Origin of the sequence: Anaerovorax odorimutans DSM 5092 (genome assembly GCF_000426305.1) — a bacterium.
GTDB lineage: Bacteria > Bacillota > Clostridia > Peptostreptococcales > Anaerovoracaceae > Anaerovorax > Anaerovorax odorimutans.
The window spans coordinates 97068-112389 of record NZ_AUFC01000002.1 but is presented as its reverse complement, the minus strand read 5'-3'; the positions used below and the strand labels follow the sequence as shown (position 1 = coordinate 112389).

13 protein-coding genes are annotated in these 15322 nt (G+C 30.2%); 1 reads left to right on the top strand and 12 read right to left on the bottom strand.

Annotation, left to right across the window (positions count from 1 at the left end):
* Window positions 1-50: 50 nt before the first annotated feature.
* From K292_RS15625 to K292_RS0102200, 12 genes are all read right to left on the bottom strand, one after another.
* On the bottom strand, window positions 51-1238 hold the full coding sequence (locus tag K292_RS15625; RefSeq protein WP_051280160.1) for a 2Fe-2S iron-sulfur cluster-binding protein: 1188 nt from the start codon (window positions 1236-1238) through the stop codon (window positions 51-53).
* 257 nt (window positions 1239-1495) lie between these two features.
* Window positions 1496-2587, bottom strand: coding sequence for an XdhC family protein (locus K292_RS0102250; RefSeq protein ID WP_027398478.1), 1092 nt, complete (start codon window positions 2585-2587; stop codon window positions 1496-1498).
* Window positions 2588-2634: 47 nt separating this feature from the next.
* The gene (trsM, locus tag K292_RS0102245; protein WP_027398477.1) at window positions 2635-3354 is read right to left on the bottom strand and encodes a DVU_1556 family methyltransferase; all 720 of its coding nucleotides are present in this window, start codon (window positions 3352-3354) and stop codon (window positions 2635-2637) included.
* A gap of 1 nt (window position 3355) precedes the next feature.
* A complete protein-coding gene (locus tag K292_RS0102240; protein WP_027398476.1) occupies window positions 3356-3562 on the bottom strand; it encodes a DVU_1557 family redox protein in 207 nt (68 codons plus the stop codon).
* Window positions 3563-3566: 4 nt separating this feature from the next.
* Window positions 3567-3854, bottom strand: a complete 288-nt coding sequence (locus K292_RS0102235) for a hypothetical protein (protein WP_037372223.1) — start codon at window positions 3852-3854, stop codon at window positions 3567-3569.
* Window positions 3855-4006: 152 nt separating this feature from the next.
* Window positions 4007-5974: a sigma-54-dependent Fis family transcriptional regulator gene (locus K292_RS15620; RefSeq protein WP_084145867.1), complete on the bottom strand. Its 1968-nt coding sequence runs from the start codon at window positions 5972-5974 to the stop codon at window positions 4007-4009.
* 295 nt (window positions 5975-6269) lie between these two features.
* A complete protein-coding gene (locus tag K292_RS0102225; protein WP_027398474.1) occupies window positions 6270-6722 on the bottom strand; it encodes a chemotaxis protein CheX in 453 nt (150 codons plus the stop codon).
* Window positions 6715-7140 (bottom strand): bacteriohemerythrin, encoded by a 426-nt coding sequence (locus K292_RS0102220; protein WP_027398473.1) that lies wholly within the window; start codon window positions 7138-7140, stop codon window positions 6715-6717. Before K292_RS0102220 ends, K292_RS0102225 begins: the two co-directional genes overlap by 8 nt.
* 143 nt (window positions 7141-7283) lie before the next feature.
* Window positions 7284-10925 (bottom strand): LamG-like jellyroll fold domain-containing protein, encoded by a 3642-nt coding sequence (locus K292_RS0102215; RefSeq protein ID WP_027398472.1) that lies wholly within the window; start codon window positions 10923-10925, stop codon window positions 7284-7286.
* Window positions 10926-10929: 4 nt separating this feature from the next.
* Entirely contained in the window at window positions 10930-12528 is a 1599-nt protein-coding gene (locus tag K292_RS0102210; RefSeq protein ID WP_027398471.1) for a Hint domain-containing protein, read from the bottom strand.
* A gap of 473 nt (window positions 12529-13001) precedes the next feature.
* Window positions 13002-13694, bottom strand: coding sequence for an aspartate/glutamate racemase family protein (locus K292_RS0102205; protein ID WP_027398470.1), 693 nt, complete (start codon window positions 13692-13694; stop codon window positions 13002-13004).
* A 138-nt stretch (window positions 13695-13832) separates the two neighbouring features.
* Window positions 13833-14567 (bottom strand): DUF881 domain-containing protein, encoded by a 735-nt coding sequence (locus K292_RS0102200; protein ID WP_084145866.1) that lies wholly within the window; start codon window positions 14565-14567, stop codon window positions 13833-13835.
* A gap of 182 nt (window positions 14568-14749) precedes the next feature.
* Here K292_RS0102200 and K292_RS0102195 point away from each other — a divergent pair, with 182 nt between their 5' ends.
* The gene (locus K292_RS0102195; RefSeq protein WP_027398468.1) at window positions 14750-15100 is read left to right on the top strand and encodes a helix-turn-helix domain-containing protein; all 351 of its coding nucleotides are present in this window, start codon (window positions 14750-14752) and stop codon (window positions 15098-15100) included.
* The last annotated feature ends 222 nt before the right edge of the window (window positions 15101-15322 follow it).

Genomic DNA, 15322 nt, shown 5'->3' with positions numbered 1-15322 from the left:
TTGCACCTCCTTTAAATACTTATTAACTTTTATATTGTACCGATAACATATCAAAGCTCAAGGTAAACCGGTTTTTTGGTTACCAGTGCTGCAATACCAAGTAAACCTTCCTTTATAGGACTAAATTCATATCCTATGCTGCTTTCTCTATTATTTTGCACTATTGCCAATTTCTCAAGGGGTACTCCTATACCCTCTGCCAGCGAACTTAGGTGCAAATCTTTATTCCTAGTTTGAATAATCAATTTGCCTCTTTCATTTAGATATGCAAATCCAACATTAGGTTCAAAAGGAAGCAATTCCTCATCCTTTGCCTTAGGTTCACTATACTCTGATAATTCCTCTATTTTTACTTTTACACATTTTGCAGCTTCTTCTGCAAGTTTTGGTTTAAAAGCAAGTACCATAGCTATAGGGTCACCTTCTTTAAAGATCTTTTTATCATTTATTATTGGAACTTCTTTTTCCTCGCCTTTTTTTAATATAATCCTGTTTGTACCAGGTATATCCTTATAAGTTATTACCTTGTATACTCCCGGCATCTTCTCAGCTTCAGATGTATCAATTGATACTATATTTCCTTTAGGTACCTGTGCTTGCACTAATTTTATATGCAAGGTTCCTTGAGGAAGATTTAATCCAAGATCTGCATCATATTTATAAGTTCCCGTTACCTTGGCAATATCAGCAGAATCAAGCAGACTTAAATCAAATATACTTGTTCCTTCTTTTAATTTCAGCCAAAGTTCTTCTTTAGATACTTCTCCTCTAATAAGTTTTGCGGCATCCATAACAGCATTTACTGCAGGCTCATAGCCTGTACATCTACACACATTGTTGTTTTCCTTAAACCAGTCTCTTACTTCATCTCTTGTTGGATTGATATTTTGATCCAAAAGAGCTTTAGCTGATACAATAAAACCCGAAGTACAAAATCCGCATTGTGCCGTTTCATTAATTATCCATGAAAGCTGTAACGGATGAAGTTTTTTACTTGTTCCTATACCTTCGATTGTAATAATTTGAGAATCATCTTCTACATCCTTCATTTTAACTATGCAAGATTTCACTATATTGCCATCAAGAATTACTGTACAAGCTCCACATTCCCCCTTACCACATCCAACTTTAGTACCTGTTAAAAACATTTGGTTTCTCAGAACACTTGCCAAAGTGGTTTCAGGATCAACTACAACACGCTTTTCAACTCCGTTGATAAATAAAGTTTTCTTAAGCATAACATTCCTCCATTTAAAAATTATGATTTGGAATTGCCTCTAAAATTTACACCCTTTGCCAAATTCCATCTATACTGAAATTTAATTAACAATTATAAATTAAGCATAATTCATGCCAATAAAAAAACCTTTGCAAATGCAAAGGATTCTTAACCTTAATTAAAAATTAATCATAAACTGTTCTATTATCGAACACTAATTGTCAGAATTATCTGTTACGTTTTGGATCACTGTTCTATTTTAGAACATATAATTATTTACCCTTTATAGTCTTCTATCAATACTTTCATAATACCACCACATATCATACCTTCTTCTTCAGCAATATGACCTGTCATATCAATATCATGAATTTTTGTACTGCCGCTTCCTATAATTTGCCAAGCAGCATTAATTATTTCTCCTTCAGCGTATCCGCCTCCAATACTCCCCATAGTCATTCCATATGACCAAACAAGCATTTTAGTTCCTGCTTTTCTGGGGACTGAACCTTTTGTAGAAATTATTGTAATTAAAGCCTTTAAATCCTGAGAATTTTTACATAATTCTTCTAATACACTATTGTCAATTTCAGGCCAATTTATCAATATAGAATCTGCATTATTATCTGACAATTTCATTTCAAGTCTTCTATGACGTATAATCTGCGCAATTATGGATATTGCAATCTCTTCAGGTGTAATAGCTCCTATTTTAAGACCTACAGGAGCATTAATCTTATTTATTAATTCTTCTGAATAACCTTCATCTAAAAGTTGTTTTTTTATACTATTTACACTATAATTTGATCCAATCATTCCTATATATGCAGTATTATATTTCAATAAATGTTTTAAACAATCTAAATCATTACAATGTTCCCTAGTTACTATTACTATGAATGAATAATCATTAAGGTTTAATTGAGTAAAGCAATTATTAAAACTCTCACAAATTACATTTTCAGCGTTTGGAAATCTTTCCTTATTAGCGAACTTAGGTCTATCATCAACTATTGTTACTGACAGACCCACCTTATAACCGAATTCAACTAAGGGCTTAGCAATATTTCCGCCTCCTAATACTATAAGGCGTGGCTGAGGGAAATATGGTTCAATTAAAATATTTTCACCATTTGAACTACGTAAAAATTGTAAATTCCCTGTATTAAAAGCAAATTGTACTTTATTAAAAGTCATCTCATCAAGATCATATATAGACTTAGAATCAAGTACCTGCTCTTCTGTGATAATAATTTTATTATGTAATAATTTTCTCATGCTATTTGTGTCATCTATAAATGTAACTACTACTGCTTTTTTCCCTTTATTCAATTCTAATTTTAAGCTATTGTAAACAGTATTACTCATTCTTTTGTTACTCCCATTTTAGTAATATCAATAACTATTCTATGAATCTAATTTTTTCTGGCAACCATCATAAAATATCCCGGTTTACAAGGTTTTAAGGCTTTTTGAAATTCATAACCATCAATACATCCTTGAGTAGTTGTATTCCAAAACATACCCATAGTTCCATAAGTAAATCCTATTTTAACAAACAGCTCTTTTAAAAAAATACTATAGTCTTCAGAAAAAATAATGTCAAAACCTAGTATTTTCAGCTTTTCTTGTAATTTCTCTAGGTTATGGAGATTTCTTATACAACTGTTAAAAGAAAATTGTGATAGTAAATTTACTTCATTAGGATTCTGGGCGTAAACATCTGTAATAATAAACCAACCTTCATCTTTTAAAACTCTATATACTTGTTTTAAAGTACACTCCAAATTATCCATTAAAGATAATGTACATTCTGCAAATACACAATTAAAGCTATTATTTTGAAACGGAATGTTATTACCATCTCCTATAAAAAATTGCTTATGTCCATATTTTTCTTTTGCAATTTTTATTAATTTAACCGAAGGATCAATACCTATTGCATTTATATTATGTTTTTTAAAAAGATAGTTTACAGTAGCTCCCTGACCACATCCAAGATCAAGGACATAATCCTTTGATGAGATTTTACAAAACTGTATGCCTTTTTCTGTTAATTTAAAACCTCCGGGTCTAAGAGTTTCACCTGTTATTTTAGTCATATCCTCATTTTCATATGCATTAAAGCATTTCATGTTATTTATCCTCCAGTCCTTTTTCTACCTCCAACATCTTTCCCAATGCTAAATCTTCACTAATAAATACATTATTACACTTTGGACACTTAAGCAACTCTACTTCAAAATTTCCTCCCAAGTAAGATACTTTTACTTTGTGAAGCTCTAATTTTTCCTTACATTTATCGCATATCCATTTTTCTTCTTGTCCGCTTTCTTCTTTCATTTTACTACCTCACTATTTCCATCCTATGGCTGTACACGTTTATTATATGAATCCCGTCCTCATTTTCCACATATTGTACCCAGTAAGTTACATTTTTTACGCGTAAATTTGCCAGATAGCTTGAATCTTCGGAATTAAAAAACCTCTCTCCCATTAGAATTGAATTTGTTACTACTTTCTCTATATCTTCAAGCAGAATAAATCTTTCTTCCATTATTTCCGAAACTTCTTTTGAAATAACTAAGTTTATTTTATTATTTTTTAAAAAGTCTGTTTTCATTTCCTTATCCATAATCTTCTTAAAATCAACTCCTTATCTTTAGTAAATTCATAAAAATATTAATTCATTAATATACAATAGCAAAATTTATGCCAGCGAGCCTTTTAAAACTTTGAATATAATTTTTATATTTAAAACGTTACCTAAAAAACATATTATCTATATTAATTAAAAGATTCCTCTTTATTAGAATTATAACTTTTAATTTCAAAATTATCCATTTTTCTATAAAGAGTATTTCTTCCAATTCCCAATGCTTTAGCACATAAAGTAATATTACCGCTATAATAATTCAATACCTTGAGTATATGTCTTTTTTCAATATCTACCAATTTGAGATTTTCATCAATTGATTCATATGCTAATTCTTGCCCTAAATTTTTCATACTTATGTTATATTCAACTTCTTCAAAAGGATTATTATCTAATTTAATAAATCTATCTGGGATAGATTCCGTGTTTACCATAAGTTCTATTATGTTTTCCAATTCTCTTACATTTCCAGGCCATTCATATTCTATAAGGGATTTCATAGTTTCTTCATTGATATTTACCATATTTTTATTAAGTTTTTTAGAAATTCTTTTCATAAAATATTGACTTAAAAGTGGTATATCATCTTTTCTTTCTCTTAATGGCATCAATCTTATGGGAAGTACATTAAGCCTATAGTATAGATCCTTACGGAAATTACCTTTTCCTACTTCTTCATTCAAGTCCTTATTTGTAGCCGCAATAACTCTTACATCTACAACAATCTCTTTGATACTGCCAACTTTATTCACTGTACCTTCTTCAATAACTCTAAGCAATCTAGTCTGCATATCTAAAGGCATTTCACCTATTTCATCTAAAAAAATCGTTCCACCGTCTGCAATTTCAAATTTCCCGGGCTGACCTGCACTTTTTGCCCCTGTAAAAGCTCCTCCTTCATATCCAAATAGCTCGGACTCTATAAGTTCCCTTGGTATAGCACCACAATTTAATGCTACAAAAGGTTCATCTTTCCTACTGCTGTAATTGTGTATTGCCTGTGCATAGAGTTCTTTACCTGTACCACTCTCACCCATAATAAGAACATTTGATCTACTATCCGCAATCTTTTTGGCATATTCAAGAATTTGTACAAAATTCTTATTTTGACCAATAATTTTATCAAAAGTATAAAAAGCTTGGTGCCCCATAATTTTATTAGCCAATTTTCTCACCTTTTTAACTTCCTTAAAAACAAAAACGATATTCCTTAAGTTTTGTTTATCATCAAGGTGGGGATAAACACTTAAATTAAATTGAAGTTTTTTACCCTTTGAATTTACAAACACTTCTTCATCTGTAAAACTTTGCTTTTTTATAACTGATGTTTTTATATTCTCCCAATCTTCAATTAAATCCCAAGCTTTCATTAATTTTATTTCATTTTGTTTATAACCAAACATATCTGAAACATAACGATTTACTGTTTTTATATTACCCTCAAAATCAGAGGTCAATATACCAGATTCAATAGAATCTATAATTGTCTCTGTAAACTTTTTAGCCATAGATAACTCTTCATTATACCTTTTAATATCAATCATTTCTTCTATTGCATTAGCAGCTGCTACAATCATACCAAGGGTATGCAAATTAACAAATTCACTGTAACCAGTTAAATCTATTGTTCCGATAATCTCTCCTTTGGAATTTCTTATTGGGGATGCTGAACATGTCCATCGATGATACGCTTTAATGTAATGTTCTTCTCCTGACACTTGTACAGGCTTTCCTTCAGCTAAAGCTGTTCCCATGGAATTAGTTCCAATGTTACGTTCATCCATATAAGCACCAGGTACCATCTTAAAGGAAAAAGCCTCTAATAATATATCCGTATCACCTATGATACTTAAAATACAGCCTTCTTCATCAGTTAGTAAACAAAAAAAATTAGATCCTTTTACAAAATCATATAAACGGTTCATATATAGACCTGCTATATCAATTAGTTCCTTTTTTAATTCTAATTTCTTTGACAGCTCATCACCAGAAATTATTTTTTTACTGTATATCCGTTCTTTTTCAACTTCATATTCACTACATCTTCTATGTGAATTAACAATATATTCTTTTTTTATTTCCATTTGGCTGCAATTCATAAAGGTTCCTCCATTTCATAACTATCTATAGGATATTTTCATTAATGTTTACCTAAATTTTACTATTTGAATTAAGTTTCTTATTTTAAACAATTGATTTTTTAACTAATTATTCTGAATTTAAAGTTTTTTTAAATATAAACCTTTCATATCTAGTTTGCAATACTATTTTTTTAGAAATAGTAAAAAATTATTCTTACTCAATTATTTTACTCTTATTTAATCTACAAAAATAAAAGCATTGAGATTTTTTAACTCAATGCTTTTATTTTTATAATAATCTTTTTTTAAGTAACTATGAAACATTATTTAATCTTACATCCAAACAAACATTTCCCACAGATGTGGAGATACAATAAGCTTCACGCATAGCATATTCTTTGCTGTCATCAGCTTCATACTTTACAGGAGGTAATATATCGCATTTATAATCCTTTTCGGCAAGAATAGTAAGAACATTTCCACTTATAATATTTGCAATTTCTGAAATGGCTGAAGTTACAAACTCATCAACAGAATCAACTTCCATTCCACTCATAATATTTACCATATGCAGCGATGTCTCATGAGGAAATCTATAAATTACTTCTCCTTTAAGATCTCCTATTACACCTATAGAAATGTCTAGCTCTTCATCACAAGAAAAAGATTCTGCCGGACAGTCAGATATATCTGAAAGATCAAGCATTAATTGAAATACATTACGAGTAGCTTCTAAAAAGGAACCATAAAAACCTTCATTACTCATCTCCAGCCACCCCCTTTTCTATGGCATAGGAAGCTATGCGCTGATCTTCTGAAGCAACATGGTTAATAAGCCATGCAAGTAATTTACCAGCAAACTGCTGCATCAATTGTTCATTAAAACCACTGCGTTCATATTCATCTGAAACTTGTAATACATAGTCAACCATTTCCTTATGTATCTTTTTATGTTCTTCATAATTCGGATAACCGATACTTTTTTGGTATACCTCTTCATCATGAAAGTGTTCTACAACATAACTTTTCATAAATTCAAGGGTTTCATTGACTTTTTGTACTTTTTCATCCCAAGAAGCCGAGGAGCGTAGTGTTTGAAGAAATGCTTCAACACGCTTAAACAATTCTTTATGTTGTGTGTCTATTAATAAAACTCCCAGCTCGTATTTGTCTTTCCAGAGCATAATTATCGTCCTTTCTTTTCCAAATTTTGCTTAACAAATACCCTTATTTCATTAAATATCAAGAGTTTACTTCATTGTTAAAATAATCTCTTTTCGACAATTAGAATATTTTGTAAAACATTATTATTTTATATACCCAGTAATTAACTTATAAACACATTATCCCAACTATTTGTTACATAATTATAACAAAAATATGATATACCCTCTATAATTCTATCTACAGTATCTTTAAGTAAAAATTCATTGTTAGAGCTATAGAGAATAGGATAAATTTCATCCTCAGAACCGGGAGGTACATATGAACCGTAGCTAAAGCCAAAAAAGTCGCAATTAAGATAAGCCTCTAAATCACGCAAAAAACCAATTGATCTATTATCCACTTCATTTATAATATAAACTCCTTCTTCAGTATATTCTTCTCTTGGATTTTCCTCATTAACCTTACCGTTTTGATCAAATACACAATAGAATTTTCCATCATTTTCTTTTATAAATTTCCATGCTTCCGGATCATAATTATCTCCAATTGAGGAATTCCAGGAAGCATAACCTTTACGTAAATTATAATCACTACTGTTTAAGCAACATAATAAATTATCCAAGAATTCACCAATATCCGTGTTTATTTCTTTATTTTTAAAGGAACTTTTATCAACCTCTAGCAATTCCCCAATATATTCTTTCATTTCTACATAATTTTGATATTTATCAGGCTCTGTTTCTTGATCCGGCTCAGTATCATTATAAAAAAGAGTAGCAAAGTAATTTATAATATCATCCTTTACTTCTTTTTCAATTGTACCATTTTTTAATGAATTAAAAGTCTGAATTAAAATATCTTCTAAAACAATATAGCTTATTCTGTGACAGCAGGCTTCATTTTTAGGGAAAGAATATTTATTTTTAATAGAATCTTTAAAAGACAATCTCTCACTTTTACTAAAAATTTTTTCTTTTGGATCATAAGTGATGCTCAATTCTGAATTTGACTGGCTGACGGGTAACTCATCAATCTCTTTCCATGCATTTATAATAAAAGGACTCTCAACATATGAAGTATACAATATAGCCTTGTTTCTATAATCATTCCAAGATAATTTGAACCAAGGTACACTGTCTTTTTTACTTTTTAAAACCACATCATACAGCCATTTTTGTTTGTTATCAGAAATAACTAATACATAATGTCTTTTCATGATTTCATCAAAAGAAACATTAAAAGCAGTTACCGAATTCATTTTCAATCCAGTGGAATACGAAATAAGTTTTTTATCACTTCCCCTTTTTACTTTTTCCATTCCATGTATTTCATAAATAGAAACGTTAAATCCTTCCATAGCTAAAAGATTTGCTGTAAATACTGAGAAATCAAGAGAACCGGCTGTCAATGAATTACTGCTTAGTGTATCATAAAATTTTTCTGCACAAAATTCCAATCCGTGCATTTCCAACCTGCTGTATTTGTTATCTTTATCAAGATGATATTTTTTTTGTGTACTCAGCCAATTCCCACATGCACAAATTGCCTGATCAGCTGTTTTTATCGGATCTTTATAAGACTCAGCTACAGATGCAAAGATGTTCAAAAGAGGAATCATAGGATACTCTTTTTCATTAGTTAAAGACCATACTCCCGTGGGAGTATTACAAATTATATGAATTTTGTTATTGGTAACTCGTAAAAAATTTTCTTTAACCGAGCTCTTGCAATACCATCTTAGGTTTTCTGTATGTTTTCCTCCATCAGCAGTATTAAGTTTATTACTTGACAATATTATTTCAGCTTCATAATCTTTTTTCACACTACATAGAACAGGAGAAGAAATAAAATCTCCAAGTAACGTTCCTTTTGCCCCAATAGATAAATTTACAGGCTCTTGATCTTTTGCAGGAATATACGAAAAAGTAACTTTAATTTTAGGCTGCTGATTTTTGGAAATATATGCACAAACACTCTCTGTACTTAATGCATTAGTCCATTCAGGAAGAGTTTGTTTATTATTATAATCAATACGAAGTGGTATTGATCCCTTATCTCCATTACAAAATTGAATGTTTTTTACTTCTACGCTGTAACCTCGCTTAGGATCAGGGTCTGGCGGCTGCCAAGGAGGATTATCAGGCTTTTTTGTTTTACTCTTTGCCTTAACAGCAACATCTGCTACAAAAACAGCAGCAGCAGCAATTCCTAGACCTATTTGAAACTCTATTATTTTTTCTATATTTGCTGCAATAACACTTGCCGTAGCCCCTTTAAGCATAGTTTTTATCATTACATCCAACAGCAGTTTTTTTAATCCGATTATTTTTATAAAATTAATGATTTCTATAGCTGTAAATATGCTAAAATCAATAATCAATTCTTGTGCAGCCGCAGAATCACCAATGCTATCAAGTAAATATTGTTTAACACAACCATTATTATCTTCTGAAAATGTAAAGCCGGATGAAGCAGACATATATTGACAGCATACATCACTTAAAAAGTCTGCCTGCCATTTTTCAAAATCATTACCCGAAAATTTATTATTTGTTCTTACTTGTAATTCAGGGATCTCTGATTCATAAACTGTTCCTTCTAAAATTTCCAATGAAGCATTTTTCCCAAGCAGCAGGCTTCCGCTTCCTATATAGTTTTTAAATTCTTCTCCATGACAAAGAAACAGCATAGCAATGTCATTATCAAATACGTAAGGTTCAACTTTATAAGCATCTAAAATTTCTTCATCAGAGAGAACTTTTTTATAAAGACCAATATAATCCACAGCACCAATAAAGCCATGTATATTTTCATCATCTTGTGAACCTAAAATAATCCGAGATGCAGAAGTTCTCTCATATTTTTCTTTTAGTACTTTTTCATCTGACTTAACACCATTTATATAACACTTAATATTCGTTTCTTCCACAGTTATAAAAATTGTTGTCCATTCATAATAAGGAATTGCGGTATTAGAAAATAAAATTTCTTCATCTTTTATTTTAACCGAAAGCTTAGTTTGTTTTTCCTTTAAATGTACTTCCAAAGAATCTTCCGTTCCTTTGTTTTGAAACAAAATAGTATTATCTTCTCCTACAGGCTCTGCAAAAATTCTTATAGCTATTGTGAACTTCGGTACATTTTCACAACCGGGATTTACAGATACATCCTCTAAATATGCAACTCCTCCCTGTCTGAATTGAAGTGCTTTTATTAATGTAATACAGCAGCATTGCCCTTTGCATATAACTGTCTGTTCAAACTTTCCCTCATCTTTTACCTCTTGCTTGTCAAAGGGAATATACAGTAATAGATGTTCTTTATTAATTACATTTTTAAAAAGATTATTGCAAATTTCTGCCTGTGTCAGTGCATAGTCTGCTAAACGAACATTCCTTAGATATCCGTTATATCCTGTTAAGAATTCGTATGGTGATTCACTGTAAACCGGTGAAGACTTTAATTCAATTTTATCAACTTGAATAGCATTTAAATATAAGCAGACTTGTTTATCTTCATAAGCTATATCTATATGATTCCATCCTCCAAGTATTAATGGTGAAGAAAGTGGGTCATTGGCAAGTAATATTGTCCCTGCTTTCCAGCTTAAAGTTTCATCAGAAATTTGGCATACTGCACTATTTTCCTGCTTGAACAATATACCATGCATACCTTTATCCCAATATACATCAAAACTGAAAGTCAGCTTTGTTCCTCCGCAAAAGGAACAACCTGCAATAGCTTTAGTGCTTGCATAATCCCCACTTTCAGCTTTCAAAGCATAATACGCATAATGATTCATTTGACTACCCCTCAAAAAATACTTTCAATTTTTTTATTTCCCCATTAATCTGATTTGCATTTTTATTTTTTTCTTTATTCATGGATCTTCTTACAATTTCATTTTGCTTTTCAAAATCCCCTGTCACAATACCATTGCAAATAACACTGCACTCTGTATTTTCACTGCGAGATTCCACAAAAAGACTGTATACTTCATTATTTATAATTGGATAGATTGACCCTATGGAAACAAGTCCTTTATTATAATCCATGACTTTATCTTCTCCCGTCAAGCCTTTCGCCTGTACATAGCCACGCTGGCTTAAAACAGGATGATCCTCAGTGCATGACAGTTTTTTCCCTGAAACAGTCTCAATACAAATCAATGGCTTTTCTTCCCTTCCAATCAGAGTGTCTTTGATTACTCCTATATCATTATGCTGCATTAAAATTTCATCACCAATTTTAATATCCTTAACTAATCGTTCTGTCCCATCAGCCATTAAAATTTTTGTATCAGCAGCAACACAGCCCCAAAGCAATTGAAGTTTGGAAATAGGAATAACATAATCTCCTGTTGTATCAGGATTTGTATGACTATCTATTATTAAACGACCTTTTTTTTGATAATTATCTGTTAAAAATTCTAATCGAAGTAAAAAGTCCACAGGCTCTCTCATTGGAAGTCTTGCCGCAGGAACAGTACCAAGCCAATCATTATCTAATGCAAAGGAAAATCCCTTTTCAGTGGCTTTAAATTTGTTCATAATTTCTTGAGTTCGACCTTCTTTTTTATATTCAGCAATCCCGCTCTGACAATCTAATTTAAGTAAAAAGCGACTTAAATTAATGGTGCTGAAAGTACCTGCTTGACTGTTTAAATCAACATCTGCTCCCACATCCAAATAAAGAAGCTGTTGATGTGTTTTTTCATCAAATGCCTCCTTATAGCAGTCATAGTCCACTGTTTCTCCTGATGCTGATGAGCGATCATAACAAACGATAATCATAGAATCTGGAGTTGTCTTAATATGCTTAGGATTATTTATTGTAACTTTATCTATATAACTGTTTGTCTGCCAAGAAAGTTCATCCATAGAGCTGTAAAGCGCCGAATTCAAGTGTTTCTCTTCTTCATCATACCATAATGAAAAATAGTCAAATACTATTCCTTCTTTTTTCTGCCTTTCCGTCAAAGTACATGGATAATCCAGCATCATCTCCGCATGGTGTGTAGATGGAACCACTTGGCCAGTTTCAACTATTATATTTCCTGACATGTCATAGACATGAATACGCTGACATATATGCTGCGCATTTCTCTTTATCGATGTGACTCCTTTACATATAACTGCTTTCTTTTTCTGATCATAAAAACCATATGTAATATCAACAGCATCCTGAAAAACATCTGGTTCACCAACAGTAACCTTTTTATTCAATCCATTTACTTCCGCAGAATAATGCTGATACAGCTTAGGAAATTGACTTTGAAAATTCTCTTCTCCTCCTAATTCCTGCAAAAAAAATTCCCGGTGTGCAGGATTTGTAAAATCTAACTTTACCATATCTTCATCTTTACGAATTTTTGAAGCTTGTTCAAATAAATTATTCTTTTTCATACTACCATCCCCTTTTATTAAAAACAAAATAACTTTGAACTTCTATATGATAAAATATTATACTCCTTAATATCGACATATTCAATTAAACCAAATACAATCTTAAGATTATTATATATAACTGTTTAAATCAAATCAGTCATTATAAAATCATTTATTTCTCTATTAATACCAAAAATAATTGCTAACTATTTTTGTATGTTAAGCTAAAAATAGTTACTAATCATGTAAAAAGAAAAAAAATTTACTAATAGTAAATATATAAAAAAATCATATATATATTTTTTTAAGGTGGTTTTAAATCTCCTTACTAAAAAAGCTTTTTATAAATTTTCATAAAAAGCTTTTAAAAAGTTATTAATTTTATTAAGTATCTAATTCGTTTATTTCTCTTAAATCATCTACTACCATTGATATAGATTATTCTACTCTATTATAAATAACAACAAATTGTGATTTAAAGTTATATAATATCATTCGTTAATGGAATACATTGCGGCTTTCTCGGCATGAATTTCAGTAGTATCAAAAAGAGGTATAGCTGTATATTCTTGTTTAATAAGCAGCCCTATCTCTGTACAGCCTAGTATTATACCTTGTGCACCTTTATTTGATAATCTAGTAATAATCTTTAAATATTCTTCTTTAGATTTTTCTGAAATTATTCCTAAACAAAGTTCATTATATATAACATTATTAACAAGCTCAATCTCATCTTCATCAGGAATCAATACATCAATACCCACAGAAATAAGCTTTTCTTTATAAAAATCTTGTTTCATTGTATATTTTGTGCCTAATAATGCTACCGTTTTAATATTATTTTCTTTCAATTTTTCTGCTGTTGCTTCTGCAATATGAATAATTGGGATGCTAATCTTTTCACTGATTTGAGGAACAACTTTATGCATGGTATTTGTACAAATAACAATAAAATCTGCCCCCGCCTTTTCAAGTTTTACCGATACTTCAGCCAAAAGATCTCCGCTTTTTTCCCATTGCCCAGCGGACTGATATTTTTCAATTTCTTGAAAATCTACACTGTACAATAAGATTTTTGCAGAATGTAAACCACCAAGCTTTTCTTTAACAACATTATTTATAATTTTATAATATGTGACCGTACTCTCCCAACTCATTCCACCAATCAAGCCAATTGTTTTCATAAGATTTTATCCTCCTTACTTAATTTTGTAGTATAAAAAGCAAATAATTAAAAATAGAAAACATAATCTGAAAAAAATCTCACACATTATGCTTTAAGAATTTTAAAAAGCTAAACTAAACATCAATAAATCTGTTAATCAATCAGAAGGTTTTACAAACTTATATTTTAGGGAACTATTATATCTTCCTATTACTATATATTCTTTTTTCTCGATATTAACAATAAGACCTTCTTTTTTCATATCTTCTATAATACCTCTACTTATTGTAAGTCTTGATTCTAATGTATTTGAATTTCCAATTACTTTTATTTTATAAGGTGCAAAGGTTTCTATTCCATTTATCATAACAGCCCTTTCTATGAAGCTAACTTCCGTCATTGCCACTATCCTATGTTCATTAATAGAAATTGCTTCTGCACCTGCAGCTTTTAATTTATTAACAATATCAATCAAAAATTCGTAATGATAACTAATATTACTTTCTTCATCCATATATTCATCCGTAACTAATTCATCTGTAACTGATGGATCTTTAATAGTAATTATAATACCTTGTCCACATACATCGTAAAATCCGGCCTCCATCTTATATCGTTCTAGATCAGAATAAAGATTTTTAATTATAATATCTTCTTCTGATTTTGACTTAACTATATCATTCAATTGATTTTCCAACTCTGTCAGCTCTTTTATATCCTTTTCTTTTTTAGTTTTAAGCTTATTTAGCTCATCTTCATAAGGCTTTATCTTAGCAAGGGAAACTAAGCCTCCCCGTAAACTACTAGATTGATTAATTTGTACTGCTAAAACAAAACCTATTAACAAAGATACAGTCAAGAAAACGATACTCCCCCTATGTTTTTTTAACATTTAATTCCCCTTTTTATATTATATTTTAATAAATATCCCTAAAACACTACAAAATTTTCCATATTAAAAGTATAACATAATACTTTTATTTACGTCTATCCATAATTAACTAAAAGAGCATTTATGATCAAGACAAAATCCCTTATAACATGTTATCCTGTTTATAAGGAGGTGCTTAGAAAATGCACGCGTGGGAACAAATACAAATAACTGTAGACTATATTGAAAAAAATCTTCCTGATGATCTTAAAATTGATGATCTGGCTAAACTTGCTTCACTGTCTCAATTTTATTATCAAAGATTATTTAAAAGTTTAGTAAAAAAACCTGTTAATGAATATATAAAGCTACGTCGTCTTGCAAAAGCTTCTGAAATATTACAAAAAAGTGAAAAACGAATTCTTGATATTGCTTTGGATTATGTCTTTTCTTATCATGAAACTTTTTTAAAAATTCTTTTGGAATTACACCGGAATATTATCGCTCTAATCCTGTTCACCTTAACAACTTTAGGAAATATAAACTTTTATTAAATTAACAACTTGCATTGCATGTGAGTTTGGATTCTTCCTTTGCCTATGGAATAAATTTAAATACCCATAATTATAATTATAAATAAATCTAGCAATTAGATAAAAAGAAGTATATGATAATTTATATACTTCTCTTTATTTCATCATAATTTAATTATTAGATTATAATTCTTTTTATAATAGTTGTTCTTTCCCCATATATAAAATTAATATATTACAACT

Bases quoted from the DNA above. Each gene is read 5' to 3' on its own strand.
- trsM (WP_027398477.1), bottom strand. From the start codon at position 3,354: ATGAAATGCTTTAATGCATATGAAAATGAGGATATGACTAAAATAACA.
- K292_RS0102220 (WP_027398473.1), bottom strand. From the start codon at position 7,140: ATGCTCTGGAAAGACAAATACGAGCTGGGAGTTTTATTAATAGACACA.
- K292_RS0102225 (WP_027398474.1), bottom strand. From the start codon at position 6,722: ATGAGTAATGAAGGTTTTTATGGTTCCTTTTTAGAAGCTACTCGTAAT.
- K292_RS0102195 (WP_027398468.1), top strand. From the start codon at position 14,750: ATGCACGCGTGGGAACAAATACAAATAACTGTAGACTATATTGAAAAA.
- K292_RS0102240 (WP_027398476.1), bottom strand. From the start codon at position 3,562: ATGAAAGAAGAAAGCGGACAAGAAGAAAAATGGATATGCGATAAATGT.
- K292_RS0102250 (WP_027398478.1), bottom strand. From the start codon at position 2,587: ATGAGTAATACTGTTTACAATAGCTTAAAATTAGAATTGAATAAAGGG.
- K292_RS0102205 (WP_027398470.1), bottom strand. From the start codon at position 13,694: ATGAAAACAATTGGCTTGATTGGTGGAATGAGTTGGGAGAGTACGGTC.
- K292_RS15620 (WP_084145867.1), bottom strand. From the start codon at position 5,974: ATGAATTGCAGCCAAATGGAAATAAAAAAAGAATATATTGTTAATTCA.
- K292_RS0102200 (WP_084145866.1), bottom strand. From the start codon at position 14,567: ATGTTAAAAAAACATAGGGGGAGTATCGTTTTCTTGACTGTATCTTTG.
- K292_RS0102215 (WP_027398472.1), bottom strand. From the start codon at position 10,925: ATGAATCATTATGCGTATTATGCTTTGAAAGCTGAAAGTGGGGATTAT.
- K292_RS0102235 (WP_037372223.1), bottom strand. From the start codon at position 3,854: ATGGATAAGGAAATGAAAACAGACTTTTTAAAAAATAATAAAATAAAC.
- K292_RS15625 (WP_051280160.1), bottom strand. From the start codon at position 1,238: ATGCTTAAGAAAACTTTATTTATCAACGGAGTTGAAAAGCGTGTTGTA.
- K292_RS0102210 (WP_027398471.1), bottom strand. From the start codon at position 12,528: ATGAAAAAGAATAATTTATTTGAACAAGCTTCAAAAATTCGTAAAGAT.